Genomic DNA, 24,374 nt, shown 5'->3' on the forward strand with positions numbered 1-24,374 from the left:
TCGCTACCGTTACCTCAGAATGAGAACCGCAGAAAGCCCTCCGCCGGAACGCATCGTGCCATACGCTGCATGTCGGAGACCAGGGGCATCAATCGCTTTTCCACCACACCAGTAAACCATACAAGCAAAACACACGGTCCGGTCACCCATTGCGCTTGACGCAGACAAGCGCTAAGTTGGAAACTGGCGCCCATGCGACAAAACGGGGTGCCTATCCTGCAGGTGGGGAGCCCACACGTATGAATCGATCGCGCAACCTGACCCACACACAGCCTCTTCCCAAAGAGTCGTATGCGTTTATCCTCGCAAGTCTGGTCAATTCGATTGGCAGTGCCCTCATCTGGCCGCTCACGACCATTTACGTGCACAATGTTCTGCACCGCAATTACGCAGATGCCGGGATCGCATTATTCTTTCAATCACTTGCCACCATCGTCGGCCAGGTGATGGGCGGGGCACTTTATGCCCGTCTTGGCCCACGCAAGCTCATCATCGGTTCGCTCGTCCTGACTGGCTGTGCGCAGTGGAGTCTCATCTTCGCCCGCACATGGCCGACATATGTTTGCGCCATGACCGTCAACGCCTTTCTCATTGCGATCACGATGCCCGCAGTCAGCGGCTTTGTTGGACAAAGATGGCGGGCCGTGAGCACACGACTTTTCAACGTGATGTACGTCAGCAACAACGTAGGTGTAGCCATCGGCACCACGCTTGCAGGAATCCTGGCGTCCATCTCGTTTTCGTTTACGTTTCTCATCAACGGCATCTCCACGTTGATCTTTGCAGGCTTCCTCACCATATTTATGCGCCGGTTCTCGACCGACGAGTTGGAGGACTGGCAGGCAGGATTCGGCACTGCACGACAGGAAAGCCCCAAGCTCCTGCTCACCCGGTACCAGTTGTACGCATTTGTCGGCATCGGCTACATGCTCTTGAACCTGGCGACCTCGGCCTGGAACTCCGGTGTCGCGCCGTATCTGAATCAGGCTGGGCAGCCACCTGCTTCATACAGCCTGCTATGGACCGTGAACGGCATCGTCATTCTCGTAGGGCAACCGATGACCGCCTTCATCAACCGGCGGCTGACACCATCCCTCCCGTCGCGGCTGACTGCAAGCGCTGTACTCTATGGCTGTGCCTATGCGATCATGTGGACGACCCACGCGACCTATGCGTTCCTCATCGTGGGTATGGTGGTTGCCACGCTCGGCGAAATGCTCATCGCCCCCACCGTTCCGGCGCTGATTACCGCGACTGCTCGCCAGCATGCCGCTTTTTATCTCGGCGTGTCCGGCGGTATCGCCAGCGTCGGCCGCCTCATTGGCCCCGTCTTGTTTGGCACGTTGTTCGATCACGCCGGCCTTCCTCCGATTCTCTGGGTGGCCATTGGCGCATGTGCTGGTGCCGTCATGGCCTTCATCGTGCAGCAACGGTTAGCACAAGAGGCGCCCCATGCGTCGTACGAGCGTACGGATGAGATGAGCGGATTGTAGAATGACGCGTTCCTCGCGGCGCTTTTCGCAACAGAGCACATCCCTCTCCGCCATGGCTACACGAGCAGTTGTCCGTCCTGCATCACGATTTCATCGTCTAGATACAGCGTCGGCGCCAGCATCACGACATCCAGGTGCACCCCTGCTTCAACCGTGCCGCCAAACGTCGCATTGCTGCCAAACGCCACATGCACCGTCCCAAGCGCCTTTTCATCCTCCAGAATGACGCCCGTCAGCCTGGCCTTATCGTTCGTGCCAATGCCAAGCTCCGCGACGTTCCGTGCGGCGGGCGTATCTCCAAGCATCATCAGCCACTCGTCCGCGCGCTCACCCTCCGCGGCGACAAGCAATCCTTCGCGCACCGTGAGCCGCACCGGACTCTTAAGAAGGCCAATTCCCGCCAGCGATCCGTCCACCACCAGCTCCCCTGTTGCCGTTCCTTCCACCGGTGCGAGATACGCCTCGCCTGACGGCGCATTGCCTGCTTCTCCCGGATGACGATAGACACCCGTGCTCGCGATCCCCTGCCTGCCCGCCAGGGAGCAGGTGAACACGGCGCCATCCTTTTCAATGCGTGCAACCCGCGCCCGCGTCAGCCGATCCGCCACCTTGTGCGTCAATGCCGCCACAGCCGAAAAGTCCGCCGACATCGGTCCATGCTCAAACATATCCTCCGTCACACCGGGCATCGTCGCCACGCGCGCCCCTGCTTCCGATGCCCGCTTGCGCGCCTGCGTATGCGTGAGCGATCGCAATGTTGGGCAGACCACGACATCAGCCGCGGCCATCGCTGCCGCAACGACCGCCGGCGGCTCTGCCCCGTTCTTCTCCCGCGGCTCCATCTCCATGATGATCGATTCCGCACCGATGTCCCGACCAGCCTGGCACAGGCTGCGGCAAATGGCATCCCGTGTCCCATCTGAGACAATCAACAATGTTTCGCCCGCCTGCAATCCCATCGCGTGCAACAGCATGTTACGAGCTGAATCCAAGAGTGCCATCGCGCTCATCTTTCCTTTCAAAAAGCCCCACCCGTCACCGGATGGGGTCATCATCGCTAGCCTTTTCACATCAGGATTCAATTGATGGTAATTGAAATGGAGATATTTCCTTTGCCACCCTTATGCCTTGGTTCACCGAGCACGTATTTGACTTGATCGGAAGCAGCCATGTAAATCCACAGAATGAACAGAATGATTTCACCGACATACGGCAACAGCATGAACCATAGCCAATGGCCACTTTTCCCGAAGGCATTGAGGAATTTGACATACCAGATGATTGCGAAAACAACATTGGCAATTGGGATTAACAGAAACAATAGATTCCACGCCGATTTTCGTATCGTCCACATGTACGGAATCGCGCCTAACACGGGAATCCAGGCAAACCACCGTAAAGCCGTCCCAGCCTTACCGTACAACACAAAACATGTCGCGCTGTGGATGAGATAGGAGGCGATCATATAAAAAACAAAAACCGCAACCATCACGAACAACCAACCCTCCCGACCCAGAACCATGTATTTTCTATGCATTATACTCAGAGTATACCATAATATGTTCGGGCCAGGGCATGATTGGATATTGATACAGCGTCAAGACCGTCAAGTCGGCACGGATGACCATTCCTCTCTATCTGTCTGATCAAGCTGTGTTCGAACCGCTGTCTGCGCTGACACTTCCCACCCGTGATCTCAAGGACAACGTTCCCCTGCAGATTGGGCTGGATTACACCATCATACACTGTAACTAGGGCATCGCTAGAAAGCAACTGTTTACCGTTCCATGGCGACTACGTTGCTACACACCGACAAAAAGCCCGCTCATTTCGAGCGGGCTCGTATATCACATTCTGCTCTTGATTGTATCAACCTGCTGAATTGGTTGTGCCGTTTGACGCATCCGTCGCATTGGAAGAAGTGTTCCCTGTCGTATTGCTCGTCGTCACCGTCACGCCACCCGTGCTGTTCGTCGTTGTATTGCTTGTGGTGTTGGTGCTGTTGCTCGTAGGCGTGGTGTCGTTGCTCGTGCCATTCGACGTGCTTACCGTCACACCGCCAGTCGCATTCGTACTGCTCGATGCCTGAACGGCAGCTTCAGCCTTGCTCCAGTTGGCTTGTAGTTGTGCGAGTGCTTGTTGCACCTGTGCTTCATAGGTTGTAATCGCGGCCGTGATGGCTGCTTGATTGCCTTTCGCCTTGGCAATGGCACGCTCAAGCTGTCCATGCGCCTGTGCAATCTTCACATTCGTCTCCGCAGTTAGCCGATTTGCCGTCTGCATCAGGACCAAGGGTTGTTTATCATCATCACCCTTTTTCTGCTGATCCTTTGCATCGCGCTTGTCGTCCTTGTCTTGCCACTTACCGTGTCCACGCACGTCATCTCCACTCGTATTCGCGGTTGCACCTTCACTGGTAGATGTGCTCGCAGTGGAAGTGCCCAACGCGGCATTTGACGTGGAATTCGCGTTGATGTCCGTGGACAGCGTCCACCCTTGTCCATGTCCAGGATGGGCAGGATGCACGTTACCCCGCGTCGCGGCATACGCGACCGATGTAGCAGAAGCAATGACAATCACTGCGGCTCCGATAGACATCATAGATTTCTTTGTCATGCGGCCCATGTCTGAAATCCTCCCGAATAAGTCGATTGGCGGTCATTGGGCCCAAGCGGGCAACTGGCTGACATCATCCATAGGGATGAAGCCCCTGTAGCTTTGCGTCCCATACTTTCGCATGGTTTGCTTTTGACCTGCCTAGTAGACTATTCGAAGACTAGTAGAGATATGTGGCCGTGCTGCCTAACTAAACCGCCTTCCCGAAAACTACGCTGAAGACCAGTCTAAGCGCCACGAAGGAGCAAGACCACCGGATTTGTTTGAAAAAAGCGGCCATTCCTCGATGGCCTTTGCTCCTGTAAGCGGGTTACATGCCGGTCAGGAAAGTGTTCACTTGCCATCAACCTGCATACGGCTCGATGCAATACCTGTTTTGATTCTTATCATAACGAATAACCTTGGCAAATCCAGGAACATCGATCCCTCTGGCCAGATAATGGGCAGCAAACGACGTTTCATAGAATACCGTTGGCCGCATACTATGTGTGCGCTGTAGGTTGCTGTTCTGAATCGCGTGCCAGAGGACTCTATCCCCAATTACCGACACCCCTGACCTTACTGCAGAGTTGCCTCGCAATCCCCAGGCGGATAAAATGTAGAAAGCGCTATCGAAAAACATGTAGCAGTTGGAATCCACGAAATTTAGGCCGTCGCACTCTGTACAGACGCCTAGAACCTCTCCTGTGTCTGGCCGACAGAGGTATCTAGATGAGGTCACCACGTCCGCACCGCTTGAGCGTCCAAGTGAGTACAAAGTCTCAATATGATTTTCAGCATACCAATTGTCGGCATCAAGGAATAGAACAGCCTCAAACTGCAGTCCGGCTGCGGACGCTGCTCCGATAAGCCTAGGGGTATCGCCAAAGTCACTGTGCGGTAATGGGAGCGTTATATGTTGCGTCCTCGGCCATGAGTCAATGTCTTCCTGTCTCCGCCCATCTCCAACGAATATATGAATGACGTCTTTGTAGGACTGATCAAGAACACTACGATGGCACCGTGCGAGCTTTTCGATAGGTTCTTCAAAGTACGGCGTCACCACTGCAAACCTCAACACCAACCACCACCACTTAGAAAAAAGTTATGCGTCTGAAAAAAGAAACCATCACAACAAGCATAACTGAAATCAACAGAAATTGACACAATATAAGATGAAAGGATCGCACCCAATGCCACAGCGCTGCACCTTTTGGGGTACACGCGCGCACTTCAGATTCAGGGTCCCCTGAGCAGCATAAGTAGTAACTTCACCCTCCCCAATTTAGGGACCTTTCCAGGAGGCCTCCGTACAACTACTGGAGACGTCCACGAAACAAAAAATAACGCTCTAAGCAGAGGATTATGGTATCTGTTGACCGTGCGCACAGTTAGCTCAATGCCAAGGCATTTGGTGTGGGAAGGCCCAGATCCACTCTAATCGCCCTGTTTGTCCCGCTCTTGTTGAATCATTCGCGCTTGATTTCGCAGCCATTCAATCTGCCCCGCTATAGAGGCGTTTTCCGGTGAGCGTGACAAAGCATCCTCGTATAGCTTGAGCGCGTTGTAACTGTTGCCGAGTAACTTTTCCACATCCGCGATCGCTGCCGTCGAACGCCATGTGAGAATTTGCGGGTCAAACGCCACCATCCCCCGGTAGCCTACCGCACTCTCCTGCGCCTTCGTAAAGGCCTCTTTCGCCTGCCCTAGCTCATGTATCGCGGTATTCATCAGAGCACGTCCTAACGCGAACCATGTACCTGGATAATTCGGATGCTCCGCCTTTGCCCGCTCTCCAACCGCAATGGCCTCAGCGCGGCGGCCGAGTGCCACAAGGGCATCGATGAGGAACATACGAACCTCAGGCAAACGAGCATACTGCGGATTGCTCGGAGCAAGCCGCTCGGTCGTATAAAGAGCATTGACAGCCTCCTCGACGTGACCGGCCAAGAGTAAATCGCGACCAAGGAATCCCCATGACGCGATATCGTTTGGATTATCACGTACCGCGGCACGCAGCAAGTGGATGTTCCGCTGAAGCTTTTGCTTCGAATTCATGACCTCCGGCTTGTAGCCATCGTGACGAACGCGAATGCGCACAGCGGGTCTCACAAAGTTGCCCGCAAATACGCCGCCCTCCGGCAGGCCGATCTGTTCGTGGATACGTCCCAGCCAACGCAGGCCTGTCCGCACCGCGAATAAGCGAGACATATCGTAGTTTGGCTCAACGCGATCATCGAATACATTGATCTGCCCAATGCGAAGGATAGCGGGAGGTTCAAGTTGGTTAAACAACCCCGCGACGATACGTGGATTCTCGACGTCTTCCTCGAACAACACCTCATCGGCATCTACCCAGAGAACCCAATCAGACGATACCTGATCCAGCGCAAAATTCCTGGCAGCGGCGAAGTCATCGTTCCACTCGTACCGAAACACCTTCGCACCGGCGGCCTCCGCAATTGCAACCGTGTCGTCGGTACTTCCTGTGTCCACAACGATAATTTCGTCGACTGCAGGAGAGAGTGCGGCTACTGCTTTGCCAATGGTTCTGGCCTCGTTTTTGGCGATCATTGCTGCCGAAATCGTGACGTGCGGGACGGCTAACAGTTCTTGAATCCAGACCGGCGTCTTTCCCGTCAGTCGCTCGCGTAAGCGCATCCTCGCAGGTTCTGCCCACTCTGCCTGGGGATCCAAGAGCCATGCGCGATTATATGCCGCCCAAGCGGCATCATATTCTCCTAAATGCTCAAGCGATTCTCCAAGAAACTCCCAGAGTTGGGCGTTGAGCTTCCCCTTATCCCGTAACGATTCTACAGCCAAAGTTTTAGCTTCACCATAGCCCCCCCGCAAGAGTTGATCCTTAACTGCATCGACAGCAGGAACCACGTTACCTAGCACCCCCGAGCATAGTAAAGCGCAGTGAATGGTATGCACATAGAGTGTAGCTTACAAATCAAAGTTTGCAAGGGCGATCATGCGAATAACAGTAGTAGAAGATGATTCCAATCTGACAATACACGACCTCACGAGTTCAACTACACCTCCTTCAAAAAGGAGCTGTTCGGAATCCGAACAGCTCCTTTCGAATACAGGTAATGCTCCTAGCAAGTTAGTTGTTAACAACTTGAATGGTCGCCGTAACTCCATTTGAAGTCACAAATGTGACGGTGGCCGTACCCTTTTCAGGCTCGGCATATACTGTACTGCCGCTTACTGCTACCACACTCGAGTTGTTAGAGAACCAATACCCTGATGCGCCACTTACCGCTACGCCATACTGATCCTTGACGCTCAGAAGATTCTGTAGTGCGGTAGTAATTGCCGTTGCAGTGTTTGGTGTAGTTTCCGTGAAGGAAGCCTCACTGAACGATGCCGACGCAGGTGCCGGCGGGGTCGTGCTCACCGTTACGGTAGCAGTCCCAAGCACAGAGCCGGTGGAGCTCAGTGCCGTAATTGTCGCCGTTCCCGAAGCCACGCCTTCAATCTGAGAGTTCGATACAATCGCGACGGTAGCGCTGTTCGACGTCAGCAACTGTGCAACAGTTGCAGAATTGTTGACGGCTACAGTGTTACCACTGCTGTCTTTGCCTGTAACAGAAACGGCACCATAGTAAGCAGAGTTCGACGAAGCATAAATCGTCGACGGAGCGCTAAGCGTATACGTAGCAACATCCGATGATGGAACCTCGCTTACATTGAAGTTATAGGAAACCTTATTGTTCCCATCCTGCAAGCTGAAGGTCAGAGTAGCGGTACCAGACTCAGATCCGCCCATAATTGTATTACCACTTACAGCGATCACACTCGGGTTCGAACTCGTAACAGTCCAACTGTCTCCAATTGGGACAGAGTAAGTCCCGCCGTATTGGTTCTTGACGGTGAAATCACTGGACCCAAAGGTGTAGTTTGCGCCCTGCTCGAACTCAGACGGGATGTCCGTGCCCGAAATGGCGTACGCATAAGCTGCCGGATTAACATTCAAAGTGAGGCTACTCTCGATGGTACCACCGTCGAGCGCGTACAAGGTTACGGTCCCAGAGCCTGTTGGGGTCACTTCCAGGGAATTGTTCGACTCATTCCAACTCACTCCGGACACCGGCAAGACAGTCGAGTTCGAGGTTTGCCATGTGATGTCACCCTGATAGCTTGGGCCGAAGCTGGACTGTGTAATTGCCTGCCCAAACGCATTTGTGGCAGAGTACGGAATCGTCGTTGCCTGTCCTGCGACCACCATGGTCGATGGTGCAGCCAAAGTGAAACTGTTCACGGCGTTTGCGTCAGCAATGTTCACCACGACGGATGAAGTTTGCCCTGTCGCCAAATCTACCGCAGTAATCGTCGCCGTGCCAGTCGCTGCCGCAGTAAAGGTGAGGTTGCCACTGCCATCGACTTGTAACGAGCTTGGGTTTACCACCCCTGAGTTCGATGACAGGAACTGCACTCCGTCGATAATTCCGTTAGAAGCGACACCTGATGTAAGGAGAACCGAATCGCCGGCCGCATCGGTAGCCGTGTAAGCTAATGTCACCGTGCCGGTCGTCAGGTTCGTAGTACCATTCTCTGTTGCAGCACCCAGTTTAATTGAGGCAATGTTCGTGACGCCAACCACCGGGATAACCGTCGTGGCCGTAAGCGCATAGGAAGGATCCGAAACCGTCACGACGACGTTGTCATTCTTCGCAACGCCTGAAGCCAAGTTCAACGAAACACTGTTTGATGACCCAGCAGCAGAACCTGTAATCAGGCTACCATTCGTCGAATCGTAGGCACTTACGGTAATGCTGCCAGGGTTTGCAACCGGGTTACCGAACTGATCAAGAACAGTGTAGTTGACGGCAGCCCCACTTACAGTTGCCAAACCCTTCGTCGTAATCTCAATCGACGTCGGAACGGCCTCGGCAATCGTCACCGTGCCGCTGAGGCTACCAGCCGTAACCGTGTAGGTGCCAGCCGGGAGGTTATAACCCGTATTGAGCGTAACTTCCGTCGTACCGGACCAAGTTGCCGTGGTCGTGTAGTTGACGCCATTTTGCGAAAGGGTAACGGTTGTGCCGGAAGCAACAGGACCGTTGAAGTTAACTTCAACATTCGTTGCAGCCGTCTGCTTTGCGGTCAAAGCGGTCGCCTGCGTGTTGACAGCCAGACCCGTCGAACCGTTCCAGGTTGCGCTGATACCAAGCGCTGCAAACAAGTTGTTGACATAGTAAGCCGGGAAGTAGGTGGTGATGTCGCCCTTCTTGCCAGCCGGATCTTGCGCAGCAAAGGTGTTGATCATCTTAATGGTGGTGCCGTTCAGCGTGATGGTCGTGTTACCCGTACCAACACCGCCAGCCACCTGAACCTTTGAGGCGTCAATGTTTGGAGCCGTCAAAGCCCAGGTATGCGTGCTGCCGTTCCAGGTAGCCTGAATACCAGCCTTAGCGAGCAATTGGTTGAAGTAGTAGACCGGAGCAAACGCAGTCGTGTTGCCCGAGTCTTGTGAGTCAAGGATATACGGGTTGGCAACCGTTTGTCCGTTAAACTGGAACGCAACCGTACCAACTTGTGTGTATGAAGGCGTGGTGGATGTAGTATCCGCGAGTACCATCGGAATGCCCGTGCCGAGCACGATAGCCGCAGCCGAAATGCTAGAAAGCGTACGTTTCAAAATGTTTCTCCTCCCATGCTAAACAAGTGAGATGAGTACTGAAGATTGGTGACGAAGGTCACCTGCAGAGACTGGCCTGCGTCACTGTCCCCGCGTATCCATGCAATCATCCTGCAAGCGCAACTCCCGCTACAAGAATCCGTCCCATGCAGCAAGAAAGTTTTAGCTGAGGTTCGTTTGCAATTCCAACACGCAGGAAGACATCCCTCCCTTCAGTGGTTTCATGCCACCACATGCGAATCAGCCGCTTGGCTGGTTATGCTCAACAGGTTGTTGCTACCTAATCATCTCATAGCAATCTGAGACTATGTATCCAAGGAAATGGCCTCAGTGTCGCATTATACGCTTTCTTGCCAAGTAGGTAAAGCGCGAAAGCGCAAATCACCGTGTTCTTACCATACAGGACGTGGTGGAAGCCATGAAATCGGTATCTTATGTTCTCTACGCCCAATACATAGACAAATTTCGTGATTGGGATCCTACTTATGTCCGTCGTTCCATAATTCTTTCTCATCTACGCAGCATTTTCTGTACGCCTGCCCAGTCTGCCACGACTACCGGATTAGACGCTTCACAACCGTTTTTTGTTTCACCCTTCTGTAAACTTTTTTGATCCACCCCGCAATTCCTGCTACAGTCCGTATGGGAGGGCGTTATGGATATGGTGTTTACCACACTTGCACATCATCACACCGCCGACATCATCGAAAAGAAGTCGCGCTTCATCGCCGATGCGTTTCCCATCCGCTCGGTTGCGGACGCGGAAGCGGCCATAGCGGCGGTTCGTCAGGCCCACCCTGCTGCGCGCCACCATGTCTACGCGTATCGCATCGGCGTCGGCGTGCCGTACGAGCGATTCTCCGACGACGGCGAGCCGTCAGGCACCGCTGGCCGCCCTGTGCTGGAAGTAATGCGCCGGCAGGGCATCGACAACGCCTTGGTCGTCGTCACACGTTATTTCGGCGGCATTCTCCTCGGCGCGAACGGACTTGTCCGCGCCTACACCGAAGCGGCCGCAGCCGCACTCACCGCCGCACCCAAACTGCGCTGTCAACCCATGGTGGAAATCGTGGTCACCTGTGATTACAGTCACTATGGGAAGTTGGAATATCAACTGGCGCAGGCCGGAATCGCCCTGCGAGATCCCAACTTCGCTGATACCGTCTCATTCCGCGTCATCGTCCCAGATGAACATGCGCAGCAAACGGCACAACAGTTCGCCGATTGGACCGGCGGGCAGGCCAGGTGCGACGTCTGTCCCGCTGAATACATGGGCATTACGCCAAACGGGGACGTGATTCGCGACGTATGGATCGATCCTCCCTCGTAATCGTTCCCGCTCACAAACTCGGGTACGGGACGTTGCGCGCACAGTGTAAAATCAGAGATGATCTCGCTTCGCGAACCCGTGCCAGCACTTTCGTCCGCGGCATGAGAACGTCGATGGCGGCTATCTCGTCTATCGTAAGACGCGTGGTGTGCGCCGAGATGGCATCCGCGGATCGAATGGCGTCAATGCGAAAGTAACCGTGTGCACCGTCGTTGCGGCTGATGGGCTCACGCACTTTTATCGGCGCGTACACGACGCTCGCGCTTGCAATCGCCAAGGGCGTAAAGAGCGACAGATTCAAATCTTCCTCACAAGCCCGTCGGAGATCGCGCTGGGAAATGGCGAAGTGTTGCAGGACCCTCGTCTTCACCCACTGACACCGCCATGGCAGGTAAAACAAGCTCCGGGATGTCACCACCATCGTCCGGTTGCCATTGCAATACACTGGAATAAAGGCCAACAAATCTTCCGCCAGTTGGGCAATGCCCGGTGCGTCTCCCCGCGTGTACACCTCCGCGCCAGCAACCGGGTGCACCGTTCCGTCAACAATGATCTTCTTCACGCTGTAGACTCCTTCCATTGGATATCGGTCTTCTCATTCTCTTCATTGCAAGCAACTTTGGTAACGTCTTCTATCGACAAAGTTTATTGCAATTCGTCCAATATTGTCAATTTATTCTTTGTATTTGAATAATTACAATAGGAGACTTCCCGTGAACTCGTTCCACGCCCATGCAACCAAGCCGTTTGCAGGCCCCCAGCATTGGTCTTCGCGGCAAGTCTTCTCCACCTTTCGATTCGCGCAGAACATCCTCTCCCTCGCTACACTCATCCTGCATGCAAACAGAACCGGGCCGGCCTGGGGAAATGAGGCTTACGTGGACTGGATGGAGATGGATTTGACAGACACGGTGCTCATGGCACAGCATCCGTGCGCCGAACAACAACGACAGGAGATTTTGACTGCCTTTGCGCCGCTTCTCAAGCGTGTGGCACGAATGTACCAGGATGTCGCAGGCTATGACGAGGCGTATCAGGAGGCATGTCTCGGGCTGCTCCGCGCCATCGCGACGTATCGACCGGAGGCAGGCCCGTTTCCCGCCTATGCGAAAGCCCGTGTCCACGGCGACGTACGCACCGCGATGCGGCGGTTATGGACCGCAGCGGCACGGCAGGCATTCGCGCCACCGGCGTTTGGCGAGGACGAATCCGCCCCCCATGACATCGGTGATACGCTTGCTCACGTGATCGCCGCCATGACGGATGGCACAAGCGACGATGCGGTGGACAGGTGCCTGTTGCAGGACGTGATCGCACGATTGGCCGCGTGTGCTGGGCTGTCTGCGCGCGAGCGCATCTGGCTCCGCGCAGCGCTCTCTGGCCAGACGACAGAGGAGCTTGCGAACGTGCATGGAGTCAGCTATGACACGGCGAAGACATGGCGTCGCCGCGGCATGGAGAAGTTGCGGCAAGCCGCGGCAAGGGCGGGACTCACGGCGAGCGAGGTATTGTGACGCCGCCGCTGCACAAGTCGCCACATCTGGCATCAAAGCAAAGCAGCCTGCAGCCGCCTCTTGGCGACCTGCAGGCTGCCTTGTATTACGACTTCAATCCGCGTCGACCAGGGCAAACAGAATGGTGGCTTCCGCAACCAAAGTGCCATCGACGTATGCCTTGCCAATCCCTCGACCAATGCGGCCCTTTAAGCGATCGATCTCGACCTCCATGTCCAATCGATCGCCAGGGCGCACCTGACCGCGAAAGCGCGCGCCGTCGATGCCCGAAAGCAGCGGGCGCTTGCCAGCAAACGCAGGCTGCGACAGAATCGCGACGCCCCCAAGCTGCGCCATCGCCTCGATGATCAACACGCCAGGCATAATGGCGTATTCCGGGAAGTGACCCGTAAAGTGCGGCTCATTTGCCGTCACCAGCTTGTAACCCTTGACCCTGCTACCGTCGATCTCTGTGACGCGATCCACCAATAAAAACGGGTAACGGTGCGGCAGGATCTTCTGAATCTCTTCAATATACAAGGGCAGTGACAGTTCCAATCGGCAAACCCTCCATCAATAGACGCGGCGGCGCACCGCGATGATTTCCATACTCAACACATAACGAATGGTCGTAACATAGGACAAGCCAACCGTGAACCACAGTACCATCTCGCCGCTTTGGATGGTTGGCCAAGCAAGAATGGACGAACAAATGGCGAGATAATAAAAACATGTGGTCACCTTGCCCCAGACATTCGCCTTTGGCACCGCGCGTTTGCCCTGAAAGTAGAAAAACGCGGCGCCAAGGATCATCAGCACGTCGCGCAAGACGAGCAATCCCGCGACCAGCCAAGGCACGCGCCCAGAAGCAATCAAGGTGAACAGCACCGCCACCATCATCAGTTTGTCGGCAAGCGGATCGAGCAATTGCCCGGTATACGTTTCAAGCTTGTAGGTGCGGGCAATGTAGCCGTCGAGGACGTCGGTCAGGCCGGCGAACAAGAGAACACAAAGCGCAACAATCTTATGAGGACTCGCAGTGGCGTAAAAAGACCATACATAACATGGAATTAAGAGCAGGCGGAGCAACGTCAGCAAGTTCGGCACATTCACGCGTTCTACCCTCCCCAGCCCAAATGGCCATCTGTCGGCAGGTGCGCCGACGAGCATACCCATTATAGCAATTGCTGTTAGGACGGCAAAGACGAGCCAGCTGACGCCCCCGGCTCGTCTTGGTATCAACCGCCGTTTTGGCGAATGGTATCGGCGATACTCAGCATCTGATTGGCGATGCTCACGCTCTCAGCGTTCTCGTCGTACAGATTCTGCGCCTCAATCATCTTCGTCATCTGTTCCGATTCGTTGACGTTGCTGGTGAGCAAGGCTCCTTGCACGAGCTTCGACTGCGTCGCCGGGCTGGCCTGACCACCCGCCCCAAGACTGTACAGATTGTTCCCCTCGGGGATGAGGCGTGCCGACGGCTGACCGATTTCAGCCAAGGCAATCCGCGGCCCCGCTTGCGTTCCGTACATGATTTGACCATCCGCGCTGACCGTCATCGAGGTCGCGTTCGCCGGCTTGATGATCGGTTGGCCAGTTGTGGACAAGACCGGTTCTCCCGTTTGCGTGGCAAGCTGGAACCGCCCGTCAGGCCGTTGGCTCCAGATGAAGTCCCCGGCGCGCGTGTACAATTTGCCCTGCGGCCCCTGTACCACGAAGAAGCCTGGGCCGTTGATGGCGACGTCCATCGGATTGCCTGTCGTCTCAAGATTCATATTCGTAAAGTCGCGGCCTTCGCTCTCGGCAATCACGCCTGACCCACCGCGCCATCCCGGTGGCGTCACACGGTTGGCGGCGCTTGGATCTGTCTCGTAGCCATAGACCTGCATCGTCAAGGCGTCGGCAAACGTCCCTTGATCTTGCGCAAAGCCGGGCGTCTCGAGGTTCGCGAGATTGTCGCCGATTTGGTCCAGCCACTGGTTGGCTGCTGTGAGACCGCTGAGGCCGTTGTACAACGTCTGCCCCATGTCTATCCTCTCCCCTGGTCATAGCGGCGCGGACGCCCCATGTTGAACATACGCACCCATCGGGTGCGCCCCTTGTCTGATGTCAGAACTCCTCTGTCAGAACTCCTCTGTCAGAACTCCTCGCATCAGGCGCCGTTCACTTTGCCAATGTCGTTGACAGCCGTGTTCAGCAACGAATCCACCGTTTGCACGACGCGCTGGTTGGCCTGATACACGTTCACGGCGTTAAGCATCTGTGTCATGGTCGACGTCGGATCGACATTCGATTGCTCGAGTGCCTCGGTTTCCAGACGTCCCGTACCCGTTTGCAACATGGGCAAAACGTTGCCCGGGATGTAGCTGGAACCGACCATCAGCTCGCCTTCGCCAAGCGGCGAGACTTGTGTGACATCCGCATTCACCAGGCCAAGGCGACCGCCTTGAACCAATTGGTTGTTGGCATCATAGACGCGATAGGACGGCTGTCCGTTCGCATCGTACAGGGCTTGTCCATTCGCACCAAACAACTGTGTGCCCGTGTACGCCGGGTTGACCTCGATGCGACCACCGACAATAAGCTGCCCATTCGGCCCGATTGGCATAATGGTATGCCCCGCGGCATCGACAAGATTGTTGTTCGCATCGAGTTGCATGGCGCCGTCGCGAGTCACGGCAATGCCTTTGGTGCCGTTTGCGTCCGTGTAGTTGACCGGGAAAAACGAGTGATAGCCCATATCGTTTGTCGTGCCAACGCGAAGCGAATATGGATCTGTCGTCTCCGTGCCTGGCGTGTAGACGATCCGGCCTTGCGCATCCTCAATGACGTACGATGGATTGCCGGCGGCGTCATAGTCGGGCGAACCATCAGAGCCGACCAGCTCGTTACCCTGATACTTCGGGTTGCGCACCGCGTAAAGTCCAGCGGCTGATTGGCCGTTTGCATCATACACGGCAAGCGCTTGACTGTTGATGGACAGGCGATTGTTTGCACCGACACGCACCGACCCAGATGCCGGCTGGGCACCGGTGGCACCCTGCACATACGCCATCGGGCCTGCAGGCACGGAATCGATGATGGCCAGATCAAGCGGACGGCCTGTCATTTGGACGGCCCCTTCGGAGAACACCGGAACGCCCTCCTGAAAGACGACACCCGTCCCCATTTGGCCAATGTATGTACCACTTGCCCCAGAACCATAGCTGACGTGCTCCATGTTTTGTACAGGATCCTCCATGAGTTCGCCAAGCGACTCTTTGAACCCGGGCGTCTCCTGGTTCGCCAAGTTATTGGATAAAAGCTGCTCCAGACGTTCGTTCACATCCATGCCGGCCGCTGCCGTCGTAAGTCCCGGAATCATGGTCAGACCTCCAATTTGCAGGTGCGAAAGACCTATGCGCGGGCTGCGTCAGCGCCGCGCCCGCTTGCGTCCCTTGTCGCGATACTTGTTCCACTCCGGGCTCTCCAACACGCGCCCCGTACCAATGACGACACAGTGCATCGGGTTTTCCGCAATGTGTACCGGCACCTGCAGCTCGTCTTTCATGAGCTTGTCCAAGCCGTCGACCAAAGCCCCGCCTCCCGTCAGCATGACACCTTTATCAAAAATGTCGGCCGCAAGTTCCGGAGGCGTCTGCTCCAACACAGACTTCGTCGCTTGCACGATGGAGATGACAGGCTCCTGTAACGCCTCGCGCAACTCTTCCGCATGCACCGTGATGGTCTTCGGCAGACCCGTCACCATATCGCGCCCGCGCACATCTGTGCTGTTGGTGCGTCCGCCCGGATATACCGTCGCCAGTTCTTTCTTCAGTTCTTCCGCGGTCCGCTCGCCAATCATTAAGTTGTATTCGCGGCGAATGTGTTTGACGATGGCCTCATCCAGCTTGTCCCCGGCGATGCGCAGCGACGTCGACGTAACGACGTCGCCCAGGGACAAGACCGCGATATCGGTCGTACCGCCTCCGATATCGACCACCATGCTGCCGCTCGGTTCGAAAATGTTCAGTCCCGCTCCGATGGCGGCAGCCTTTGGCTCCTCAATCAAATCCACTTGTTTGATGCCGACCGCTTCGGCCGCTTCGCGCACGGCCTTTTGCTCGACCGACGTAATGCCGGCCGGCACGCAGATCATCACGCGCGGTCTGCCGAACATGCTTTTACCTACTGTTTTATTTAAAAAGTGGCGAAGCATGATCTCCGTGATTTCAAAGTCTGCGATCACCCCTTCGCGCAACGGCCGGATGGCCACAATGTTACCCGGCGTGCGCCCTAGCATGCGACGAGCCTCTTCGCCGACCGCAACCACCTGCTTCGTCACCTGATCTATCGCAACGACGGAAGGTTCATCGAGTACAATCCCTTGTCCTTTGACGTGCACAAGCACGTTTGCGGTTCCCAAGTCGACACCAACATCCCTAGAAAACATTTGCAGCGAGTCCTCCTAAGATTAGAGCGTGCATGATTGAGGGAAAGACGTTCGTATCCTCGAACATATAGAGTGGGAATGCAAGGATGTAGTTCTACAGCCCGCTTGAAACTCCTCTGCGCGATTCGAAGTTTTTCGACCCCGCCTGCACTTCTTCATCCCTATGATACTTCATTTTGGTCGCCTCGCCACCGCGCAAATGGCGAATGGATTTGTGATATTCGAGAATTTCTTTGACACGATTCGCCAAGTCGGGATTGATTTCTGGCAGGCGTTCAGTCAAGTCCTTGTGCACGGTGCTCTTCGAGACGCCGAATTCGCGCGCGATTGTGCGCACCGTGTTACGCGTCTCGACAATGTACTCTCCAATTTTAAGAGTACGCTCCTTGATGTAATCATGCACTCCCCTCGCCTCCCCACTGCAGGTCAGTTGGTCTGTTACATGTATATGAGGGGGTGTACACCGTATGCGCGGAGAGCCTGGCCATTTCGAATTCTCTGTGCATATTCGACAGAATACTTCCTGGGAAATAAATCGAAGCCGAACGAGGTCGAATTTCCGGGAAATAGAGAGGATAGAGGGGAACACGGACAAGGAGCGGGATCGGACAATCCTTGCTGTGACAAGAAAAAGCCGCCCGTAGGATACGGGCGGAAGGTCCGCTGGCACGGCCCGAATTGCGATTATTGCTTTGGCAATACCGTCTCAGGATCGATGGGCGAACCGTTCAGATTGACTTGGAAGTACAAGTGATTGCCTTGACTTTGTTCAAACACGTTGGTCGACGTGGTGCCGATGGTGTCTCCCGCCTCGATACTCTGACCTTGCTTGACATCGACGGACCCGAGCGATTGGTACGTCTCCGTATAGCCATCGGGAGAGCTGACGACAACTTCATAGCCGTACAAGGGCTGGTTGGTTACCGATTCTACGGTCCCTTTTTGCGCAGCGACGACCGTAAAAGTTTGCCCGCTCTTGGCTTGGATGTCAATGCCCTTGTGCGGATAGTAGGTATTGTCGTAGTCAACGAGAGCCTTTTCCTGCTGTGCGGCTGTACCATGAACGGGATAAAAGCCCATGGTCACGCTCGCGTCTGTGCCTTCCTGATATGGCCACAGCCAAGGTTCCAAGCCTGCAGACGTCGTCTGCGTCGTGGTCGGTGACGTGGTGTTGGTCTCGGTCGGCTGCACCGATGTCGTTGTGCTGCCCGACTGACTTTTCGCGTACATCAAGCCAATGATGACAGCCGCGGCACCGAGATAGATTGCAGGATACAGCCAACGCTTTGACATCCATCGTTTCGCATTGCTCGGGCGCCCGTTCGGTGCGTCCGGCGTCTGATTTTCATGGTTTGGATGTTGTTTATCATCCATGTGGCGCTCACCTCAGTAGTGAGTCTCGCCACGAAAACTAGAGTCTATACCTAGGGACGAAAAATTTGGCTAGATTTACTTACCCTTTTCTTCCAGATGGTAGCCGATGTCTCCAGAGGCTTGCGACAGCTTTGCGCCTGGGTAAAAGTGCGAGAGTATGGCTTGCCACGTCCAGCCTTTGGCTGCCAAGGCCGAAGCTTCATGCAGGCTCATGCCAAGGTCGCTGCCTCGTCCATAGGTGGTAATGGACACGGCGTCTGGCGCGAGGTGCCAAACAAAGTCACTCGATGGGAGTTGCAGTAGATTCGCAAACGACTGCCCGGTCATGGTCTTGCTGCCGACGTGCACGGCGGTAACAAAGCCGTCTGCGCCACGCTGCAACTGGAATGACCGCGTCGACGAGAGATTCGTGCCAAGGGCTTGGTTGAGTGCCGGGATGGAAAACGTGTTGGTTGCGGTTTCGCTTGGGCTCGCCTCGTCATCCGGACACGCCACCGCCTGCAAATAGGGTATCGCTTGTCCAAACGCCGCCAGGCCTGTACGTGTCCGCCCGGTCGAGATGGCGCACATGAAGGCGAGAATAGGCTGCTGGTTGAACGTTAGAATCCGCCCGGCCGTCATTTCAATAGCGGTTTGAATGCGTGTGATGCAGGCCAAGGCGCGGCTCGTCCCAATCGCCGATTCGAGTTCGTCTTCGGTGACTAAAGGGAGATCGAGCGACGGATCGTCCGTCACGTCTGCACCGTATTTGCGGGCGAGCGGCGCGGGGCTGGCAATGGCCCGCTGCGCGTACGTTCGCGTCGCGACGGCGGCCGCTTCTAGACTTGCAAGAGGTGCATCCGGTGAACACTCGGCACTGAGTACCTCCAACATGTACGTGTTGAGCGGGAGGGTGGAAACTTGGTTTTGCGACGGATCGTAGACGCGAATGTCGGTCGTGGCGTCCGGGCTTTGGATCCAGGCCGCGACATTGGGCATCGGGCTTCGCAGAAACAGCTTGCCAATCCCGATGGGCAAGAGGACCATCACGATGAACGCGAGTCCAACGCGCACGGCAAATTGCAGGGGGCCGCTTGTGACTGGCTGCTGATGCGGCGTGGGCTGGGACATGGGCTGGGTCTCCTCTCTGCGTACGAATGGCGACTAGGCTCTGTGTGTGTCGCACAGCGGACAACCTGTTGCCAAGAGATATGCCGAACAGCCGCCAAATATGTCTTTGTATCCGCGAAATCCGGGTCAACAACAGAAAAAACGCCCTTGGCGTGGCCGCCAAGAGCGTCGATGATCTGCTGTGCTTGCGCTATCTGTCGGAAGCAATACGGTTCAGCCGACCGACTTGGCCGTCTGCCCCATGTCCTCAAAGCGCTCGATGGTCGCGCCAAGCCTCTTGAACTTGGCGACGAGATTGTCGTATCCGCGATCCAAATGGTGCAACCCATGCACCTCGGTCTCGCCTTCCGCAATCAGTCCGGCGATGACCAAGGCCGCGCCAGCGCGCAAATCTGTTGCGGTCACGCGCGCGCCAGTCAGCCGCGCAACGCCGTCAATCACGGCCGTGCGCCCCTCGATATGAATGTTGGCACCCATGCGCTGCAATTCCGCGACATGCATGAAGCGATTCTCGAACACCGTCTCCGTGACCATGCTCGTTCCCTGTGCCACCGTCAACGCCGCGACGATTTGCGCCTGCATGTCAGTCGGATACGACGGATAATAGTGCGTCTTCACATCCAACGGCCGCATGCGGCCACCTGGACACGGCCAGACCTTGATGCCATCGACCCTATCCTCAATCGTTGCGCCCGCTTCCTCCAATTTCGCGATCAGCGACATCAAATGATGCGACAACGCGTTCTCGACGTACACCCCGCGTCCAATCAACGCGGCGGCAACCAGGAATGTCCCCGCCTCAATCCGATCCGGAATCACGGCATGTGTCGCGCCACTCAGCGCGTCAACGCCGTCGATCCGAATGATGTCCGTTCCTGCTCCGCGCACGCGCGCGCCCATCGCGTTAAGATAATTCGCGAGGTCTACATTTTCAGGTTCTTTCGCGGCGTTCTCGATGATGGTCTGGCCTTTGGCCAAGGTCGCCGCCATCATGATGTTCTGCGTTGCGCCAACGCTTGGCACGTCGAGATAAATGCGCGCTCCGCGGAGACCGCCGCGAGGCGCTCGCAGATGGACGAACCCATTCTCGACGACACTCGTCGCACCGAGAGCCTCGAGCCCCTTAATATGCAAGTCCACCGGGCGCGGCCCGATGTTACAACCGCCTGGCAGCGCGATCATCGCCTCGCCAAAGCGCGCCAAAAGCGGCCCGGCGACGACGAACGACGCCCGCATGCGGCGAACGAGCTCCGCCGGGGGCGTCACGCTGAACAGGCTGCGCGCGTCGACGCGTACGGTCGTTCCCTTCCAGTCGATCTTCGCGCCGAGCGCGGCCACCGTATTGGCCATGTTTTCGACGTCGAGCAGGTGCGGAACCTCCTCAATTTGGCTCACGCCGTTCTCCGCGAGCAAACTGGCGGCCAAAATGGGAAGTACCGCATTCTTCGCCCCACTGACGCGAACTGTGCCCTCAAGCGGGCACCCGCCTTGAATCACTATTTTTGCCATGCCGTAACCTCCGCAAAGGCTCTCTTCGACATCCTCGTCACGAAGCGTTACGTGGACGTGTCGTATTAGTACGCGGTGGTGATGATGGGCGATCCGACGTAGACGTCGGTTCCGTGCCGGAACGAGTCCTGGTGAATGGCCGCCTGCACGTTCATGCGCCGGTTGTCGCCCGTGAGAATATACACAGGCGCCTTGGCGCTGTACCCGGAGATGCTGGTCTCCAACGGCGTGCGCAAGCCTTCCACCGTGCTCGCCTTGACCGCCGTCAGCGCGGCCATCGCCATCCTATCCGCATCCGCCTCATCGACTTCCTGCGGATAGAAACCTGATAGGTAGGCGCTCATCTGCGGCGTTCCATCCACCGCTGCCACCATGTGCTCCACTTGGTCATATTGCGACGAAAACACCGTCTGCGTCAAGCTCGATCCCAACGCCGTGATGGTCAGCACCGTCTGTGCCGCCGAATCCACACCGTTGCCGCTCGCACCCGGCAGACTCGTCAATACCAATTGCACATTGGTCGCATTTGGCCATTGTCCGTCCACTTGCCAGAACGATTCATTGCTCAATTGCCGAGAAGTTATGTTCGCGTTTGTCAGACCGAACTCCTGCACCAATTGCCCGCCAATCGACGCCAATTGTGTTACAGGCAGGAATTCATTGTTGAGCGTGGTCCAATCGTGTATGCCATATCCTGTGGCTTCGGCATGCGTCGCCGCCAAGGCCGCATCGAGAAACGCGTACTGCGCCGCACCATCCGTTTCATTCTGGGGTGAGACTGCCGTCACAGCCGAGGTGGTGGCCGCCTGCACATTCGGAGCCGCCGGGTGATGCACCACCGCAGCCCCAATGACCACGCAGATACCTGCCCACATCGCCTGTTTCATGCGGCGCTTGATACGCCGCTTTACGAGTCGCGCTCTCCGCTCTTCCTTAGTTTGTGCCACGTGGATAACCTCCATCCAGTCCGGGAGAAGATTGGGCGCCATGCCGCGCCTTTGTCTGTTCCCAGTCTGGACGGAAACACGTCAGTCTAAACCTCGACACACGAACTTTGATAGGTTTCGTAGATTGTTTCGGAAAGTCGTCCGTCTTACGGAAATCGTCACAAACTGCCGTTGAGGAGTTGAATGGAACCGAGCAACAACACGGCGACCAGTACGGTGAGGATGCCGCCGATCAGAGCTAGAAAAAAGCGAAGTAACTGCGCCTGCCCGCTTAACGGCTGACGGACGATGCTCTCCCACTTCAGACTGCCAAGCGCCCACCACGCGCCAATCACGCCGATGAAAAACAGCAACAACACGAGCATTCCATCCGCCGCCAGCGTCACATTCACGTGTGCGGTTCCCGGCATCGTCGTGTTCAAGGGCAGCTTCCCCTTTCCATCCGCAGCGCGATACAAAACAAGCCGCCCCAGCGCAGCATCTATGTCGATTCTGCGAGAGACGGCTTTGTCTCTATCTCCATCCTACCACATCTTACGATCGCGCTGGTGTCGCCGCAAGAAATCCGTTCAGGCGCTGATGTTCAGCGATGGCTTCCAGACGCAGGTTGGCGCGTACCAGGGCGGCGCGAGCACGCTCCGCTTCCACCCCTTCGCCGCTTTGAGCCAGGCGCTTTTCGGCGCGCTCCTTCGCCAATTGGGCGCGCGCCGGATCGATATCTGCCGGCAATTCCGCCGTATCGGCCAGCAGCGTGATCTTGTCAGGCAGCACCTCGACAAAACCGCCGCTTACCGGCACGACGTCTTCACGCCCGTCCTCGAGCTTAATCCGCACAAGGCAAGGCTTGACCGCGGTTGCGAGCGCCATGTGACGCGGCAGGATGCCGAGCTCACCGTAGCCCCCCTGCAAGGTCACCATGCGTACATCCATGGCAAGCACCATGCGTTCGGGCGTCACAATCTCCAACGGTACGGTTATCATCCCGCTCACCTACCTCTCCGAGACGTCGCCATCTTACGACGCGTAGCCGTCCTTCTTCGCCTTCTCGAGGACGTCTTCGATCGCGCCGCAGTAGCGGAAGTACGTCTCCGGAATGTCGTCGTGCTTGCCTTCGAGGATCTCGCGGAACGAGCGGACGGTATCCTGTACAGTAACGTACTTGCCCGGAATGCCCGTGAACACCTCGCCGACGAAGAACGGCTGCGACAGGAAGTTCTGGATCTTACGGGCACGCGCAACGATGAGGCGATCCTCGTCGGTCAACTCGTCCATGCCGAGGATGGCGATGATGTCCTGCAGTTCCCGATAACGCTGCAGTACCGCCTGCACGCCGCGCGCGACTTCGTAGTGCTCTTGTCCGACGATGTCGGGTTGCAGCGCACGCGAGGTCGAAGCCAGCGGATCGACGGCCGGGTACAGGCCCATGTCCGCGATGCGGCGATCCAGGTTCGTCGTCGCGTCCAAGTGCGCGAACGTGTTGGCCGGCGCTGGGTCGGTGTAGTCGTCGGCCGGCACGTAGACTGCCTGAATCGACGTGATGGAACCTTTGACAGTCGACGCGATCCGCTCCTGCAGTTGGCCCATTTCCGTCGCCAAGGTCGGTTGGTAACCGACGGCGGACGGCATACGGCCCAGCAATGCAGATACCTCGGCGCCCGCCTGCGTGAAGCGGAAGATGTTGTCGATAAAGAACAAGACATCGCGCTCCTCGACGTCGCGGAAGTATTCGGCGAGCGTCAAGCCGGACAGGGCAACGCGCATACGCGCGCCAGGCGGCTCGTTCATCTGGCCAAACACCATGCTCGTCTTGTCAAGGACGCCGGAGTCTTTCATTTCGTGATAGAGATCGTTACCTTCGCGCGTCCGTTCGCCGACGCCTGCGAACACGGAGTAACCGCCGTGTTCCTTCGCAATGTTGTGAATGAGCTCCTGAATCAAGACCGTCTTGCCGACGCCGGCACCTCCGAAGAGACCGACCTTACCGCCCTTGACGTACGGTGCCAACAAATCGACGACCTTGATGCCCGTCTCGAAAATCTCCGTCTTCGTCGTCAATTCGGAGAAAGACGGCGCTTCGCGGTGGATGGGCCAATGTGCCGGTGTTTCGACAGGCCCCTGTTCGTCGATGGTTTCACCAAGCACGTTAAAGATGCGACCCAACGTGCCAGCACCGACAGGCATGCTGATGGGCGCACCGGTGTCGACAACTTCGACGCCGCGCACCAGACCGTCGGTCGACGACATCGCGATGGCGCGGACCACGTTGTCGCCAAGGTGCACCGCCACTTCCAGCGTCAGGTGAATCGATACCTCGCCATCGTAATCGATGCGCAGGGCGTTGTTGATGGCCGGGAGTTGCCCGTCCGGAAAGCGGACGTCAACGACCGGACCCGTGATTTGCACTACATGTCCTTTGCTCACGAAGTTCCCTCCTTACGCAC

Annotated in this window: 23 protein-coding genes and 1 riboswitch; of the genes, 3 read left to right on the plus strand and 20 right to left on the minus strand. The window is 56.4% G+C overall.

Annotated elements, in window-relative coordinates; translation table 11 throughout:
• The first annotated feature begins 239 nt into the window (after positions 1 to 239).
• Positions 240 to 1,493, plus strand: coding sequence for an MFS transporter (locus C7445_RS04240; protein WP_134158801.1), 1,254 nt, complete (start codon positions 240 to 242; stop codon positions 1,491 to 1,493).
• A gap of 56 nt (positions 1,494 to 1,549) precedes the next feature.
• On the opposite strand, the gene C7445_RS04245 is transcribed toward C7445_RS04240, so the two are convergent.
• From C7445_RS04245 to C7445_RS04270, 6 genes are all read right to left on the minus strand, one after another.
• Positions 1,550 to 2,494, minus strand: coding sequence for an aminopeptidase (locus tag C7445_RS04245; RefSeq protein ID WP_166669000.1), 945 nt, complete (start codon positions 2,492 to 2,494; stop codon positions 1,550 to 1,552).
• Between the two features lie 77 nt (positions 2,495 to 2,571).
• Positions 2,572 to 2,982: a DUF5684 domain-containing protein gene (locus C7445_RS04250; protein WP_243834957.1), complete on the minus strand. Its 411-nt coding sequence runs from the start codon at positions 2,980 to 2,982 to the stop codon at positions 2,572 to 2,574.
• 380 nt (positions 2,983 to 3,362) lie between these two features.
• Positions 3,363 to 4,118: a hypothetical protein gene (locus tag C7445_RS04255; RefSeq protein ID WP_134158802.1), complete on the minus strand. Its 756-nt coding sequence runs from the start codon at positions 4,116 to 4,118 to the stop codon at positions 3,363 to 3,365.
• A gap of 46 nt (positions 4,119 to 4,164) precedes the next feature.
• A riboswitch (cyclic di-GMP riboswitch) is annotated at positions 4,165 to 4,250 on the minus strand.
• A 202-nt stretch (positions 4,251 to 4,452) separates the two neighbouring features.
• Positions 4,453 to 5,169, minus strand: a complete 717-nt coding sequence (locus C7445_RS14955; RefSeq protein ID WP_208320833.1) for a glycosyltransferase family 2 protein — start codon at positions 5,167 to 5,169, stop codon at positions 4,453 to 4,455.
• Between the two features lie 356 nt (positions 5,170 to 5,525).
• Positions 5,526 to 6,977, minus strand: a complete 1,452-nt coding sequence (locus C7445_RS04265) for a glycosyltransferase (protein ID WP_134158804.1) — start codon at positions 6,975 to 6,977, stop codon at positions 5,526 to 5,528.
• Positions 6,978 to 7,200: 223 nt separating this feature from the next.
• A complete protein-coding gene (locus C7445_RS04270; protein WP_134158805.1) occupies positions 7,201 to 9,738 on the minus strand; it encodes a beta strand repeat-containing protein in 2,538 nt (845 codons plus the stop codon).
• A gap of 655 nt (positions 9,739 to 10,393) precedes the next feature.
• Between C7445_RS04270 and C7445_RS04275 the strand changes: the two genes are divergently transcribed.
• Complete coding sequence (locus C7445_RS04275; protein WP_243834937.1) at positions 10,394 to 11,068, plus strand: IMPACT family protein; 675 nt, start codon at positions 10,394 to 10,396, stop codon at positions 11,066 to 11,068.
• A gap of 10 nt (positions 11,069 to 11,078) precedes the next feature.
• On the opposite strand, the gene C7445_RS04280 is transcribed toward C7445_RS04275, so the two are convergent.
• Complete coding sequence (locus C7445_RS04280) at positions 11,079 to 11,630, minus strand: hypothetical protein (RefSeq protein WP_243834938.1); 552 nt, start codon at positions 11,628 to 11,630, stop codon at positions 11,079 to 11,081.
• Between the two features lie 151 nt (positions 11,631 to 11,781).
• Between C7445_RS04280 and C7445_RS04285 the strand changes: the two genes are divergently transcribed.
• Entirely contained in the window at positions 11,782 to 12,582 is an 801-nt protein-coding gene (locus tag C7445_RS04285) for a sigma-70 family RNA polymerase sigma factor (RefSeq protein WP_134158806.1), read from the plus strand.
• 93 nt (positions 12,583 to 12,675) lie between these two features.
• On the opposite strand, the gene fabZ is transcribed toward C7445_RS04285, so the two are convergent.
• From fabZ to atpD, 13 genes are all read right to left on the minus strand, one after another.
• A complete protein-coding gene (gene fabZ / locus C7445_RS04290; protein ID WP_134158807.1) occupies positions 12,676 to 13,119 on the minus strand; it encodes a 3-hydroxyacyl-ACP dehydratase FabZ in 444 nt (147 codons plus the stop codon).
• A gap of 15 nt (positions 13,120 to 13,134) precedes the next feature.
• Positions 13,135 to 13,674: a CDP-alcohol phosphatidyltransferase family protein gene (locus C7445_RS04295; RefSeq protein ID WP_134158808.1), complete on the minus strand. Its 540-nt coding sequence runs from the start codon at positions 13,672 to 13,674 to the stop codon at positions 13,135 to 13,137.
• A 125-nt stretch (positions 13,675 to 13,799) separates the two neighbouring features.
• Positions 13,800 to 14,588, minus strand: coding sequence for a flagellar hook-basal body protein (locus C7445_RS04300; RefSeq protein WP_134158809.1), 789 nt, complete (start codon positions 14,586 to 14,588; stop codon positions 13,800 to 13,802).
• Between the two features lie 125 nt (positions 14,589 to 14,713).
• Positions 14,714 to 15,925: a flagellar basal body rod C-terminal domain-containing protein gene (locus tag C7445_RS04305; RefSeq protein ID WP_134158810.1), complete on the minus strand. Its 1,212-nt coding sequence runs from the start codon at positions 15,923 to 15,925 to the stop codon at positions 14,714 to 14,716.
• A gap of 48 nt (positions 15,926 to 15,973) precedes the next feature.
• Entirely contained in the window at positions 15,974 to 16,993 is a 1,020-nt protein-coding gene (mreB, locus tag C7445_RS04310; RefSeq protein ID WP_134158811.1) for a rod shape-determining protein, read from the minus strand.
• 94 nt (positions 16,994 to 17,087) lie between these two features.
• Positions 17,088 to 17,396, minus strand: coding sequence for a sporulation transcriptional regulator SpoIIID (gene spoIIID / locus C7445_RS04315; RefSeq protein ID WP_134158812.1), 309 nt, complete (start codon positions 17,394 to 17,396; stop codon positions 17,088 to 17,090).
• 281 nt (positions 17,397 to 17,677) lie between these two features.
• Positions 17,678 to 18,367, minus strand: a complete 690-nt coding sequence (locus tag C7445_RS04320) for a M23 family metallopeptidase (protein WP_134158813.1) — start codon at positions 18,365 to 18,367, stop codon at positions 17,678 to 17,680.
• A 75-nt stretch (positions 18,368 to 18,442) separates the two neighbouring features.
• The gene (locus tag C7445_RS04325) at positions 18,443 to 19,477 is read right to left on the minus strand and encodes a SpoIID/LytB domain-containing protein (RefSeq protein WP_243834939.1); all 1,035 of its coding nucleotides are present in this window, start codon (positions 19,475 to 19,477) and stop codon (positions 18,443 to 18,445) included.
• A gap of 213 nt (positions 19,478 to 19,690) precedes the next feature.
• Positions 19,691 to 20,986: a UDP-N-acetylglucosamine 1-carboxyvinyltransferase gene (gene murA, locus C7445_RS04330; RefSeq protein ID WP_134158814.1), complete on the minus strand. Its 1,296-nt coding sequence runs from the start codon at positions 20,984 to 20,986 to the stop codon at positions 19,691 to 19,693.
• A gap of 65 nt (positions 20,987 to 21,051) precedes the next feature.
• Positions 21,052 to 21,933 (minus strand): YwmB family TATA-box binding protein, encoded by an 882-nt coding sequence (locus tag C7445_RS04335; RefSeq protein WP_134158815.1) that lies wholly within the window; start codon positions 21,931 to 21,933, stop codon positions 21,052 to 21,054.
• Between the two features lie 158 nt (positions 21,934 to 22,091).
• Positions 22,092 to 22,355, minus strand: a complete 264-nt coding sequence (locus C7445_RS04340; protein WP_134158816.1) for a DUF1146 family protein — start codon at positions 22,353 to 22,355, stop codon at positions 22,092 to 22,094.
• A gap of 112 nt (positions 22,356 to 22,467) precedes the next feature.
• The gene (gene atpC, locus C7445_RS04345; protein WP_134158934.1) at positions 22,468 to 22,914 is read right to left on the minus strand and encodes an ATP synthase F1 subunit epsilon; all 447 of its coding nucleotides are present in this window, start codon (positions 22,912 to 22,914) and stop codon (positions 22,468 to 22,470) included.
• Between the two features lie 33 nt (positions 22,915 to 22,947).
• Positions 22,948 to 24,354 (minus strand): F0F1 ATP synthase subunit beta, encoded by a 1,407-nt coding sequence (gene atpD / locus C7445_RS04350; RefSeq protein WP_134158817.1) that lies wholly within the window; start codon positions 24,352 to 24,354, stop codon positions 22,948 to 22,950.
• Positions 24,355 to 24,374: the final 20 nt, after the last annotated feature.

Source organism: Alicyclobacillus sacchari (assembly GCF_004366795.1).
GTDB lineage: Bacteria > Bacillota > Bacilli > Alicyclobacillales > Alicyclobacillaceae > Alicyclobacillus > Alicyclobacillus sacchari.

Excerpts from the sequence above, each read along its gene's own strand:
- C7445_RS04255 (WP_134158802.1), bottom strand. The coding sequence starts at position 4,118 with ATGGGCCGCATGACAAAGAAATCTATGATGTCTATCGGAGCCGCAGTG.
- C7445_RS04305 (WP_134158810.1), bottom strand. The coding sequence starts at position 15,925 with ATGATTCCGGGACTTACGACGGCAGCGGCCGGCATGGATGTGAACGAA.
- atpC (WP_134158934.1), bottom strand. The coding sequence starts at position 22,914 with ATGATAACCGTACCGTTGGAGATTGTGACGCCCGAACGCATGGTGCTT.
- C7445_RS04245 (WP_166669000.1), bottom strand. The coding sequence starts at position 2,494 with ATGGCACTCTTGGATTCAGCTCGTAACATGCTGTTGCACGCGATGGGA.
- murA (WP_134158814.1), bottom strand. The coding sequence starts at position 20,986 with ATGGCAAAAATAGTGATTCAAGGCGGGTGCCCGCTTGAGGGCACAGTT.
- C7445_RS04240 (WP_134158801.1), top strand. The coding sequence starts at position 240 with ATGAATCGATCGCGCAACCTGACCCACACACAGCCTCTTCCCAAAGAG.
- C7445_RS04320 (WP_134158813.1), bottom strand. The coding sequence starts at position 18,367 with ATGGATGATAAACAACATCCAAACCATGAAAATCAGACGCCGGACGCA.
- C7445_RS04325 (WP_243834939.1), bottom strand. The coding sequence starts at position 19,477 with ATGTCCCAGCCCACGCCGCATCAGCAGCCAGTCACAAGCGGCCCCCTG.
- C7445_RS04250 (WP_243834957.1), bottom strand. The coding sequence starts at position 2,982 with ATGGTTGCGGTTTTTGTTTTTTATATGATCGCCTCCTATCTCATCCAC.
- mreB (WP_134158811.1), bottom strand. The coding sequence starts at position 16,993 with ATGTTTTCTAGGGATGTTGGTGTCGACTTGGGAACCGCAAACGTGCTT.
- C7445_RS04300 (WP_134158809.1), bottom strand. The coding sequence starts at position 14,588 with ATGGGGCAGACGTTGTACAACGGCCTCAGCGGTCTCACAGCAGCCAAC.
- C7445_RS04275 (WP_243834937.1), top strand. The coding sequence starts at position 10,394 with ATGGATATGGTGTTTACCACACTTGCACATCATCACACCGCCGACATC.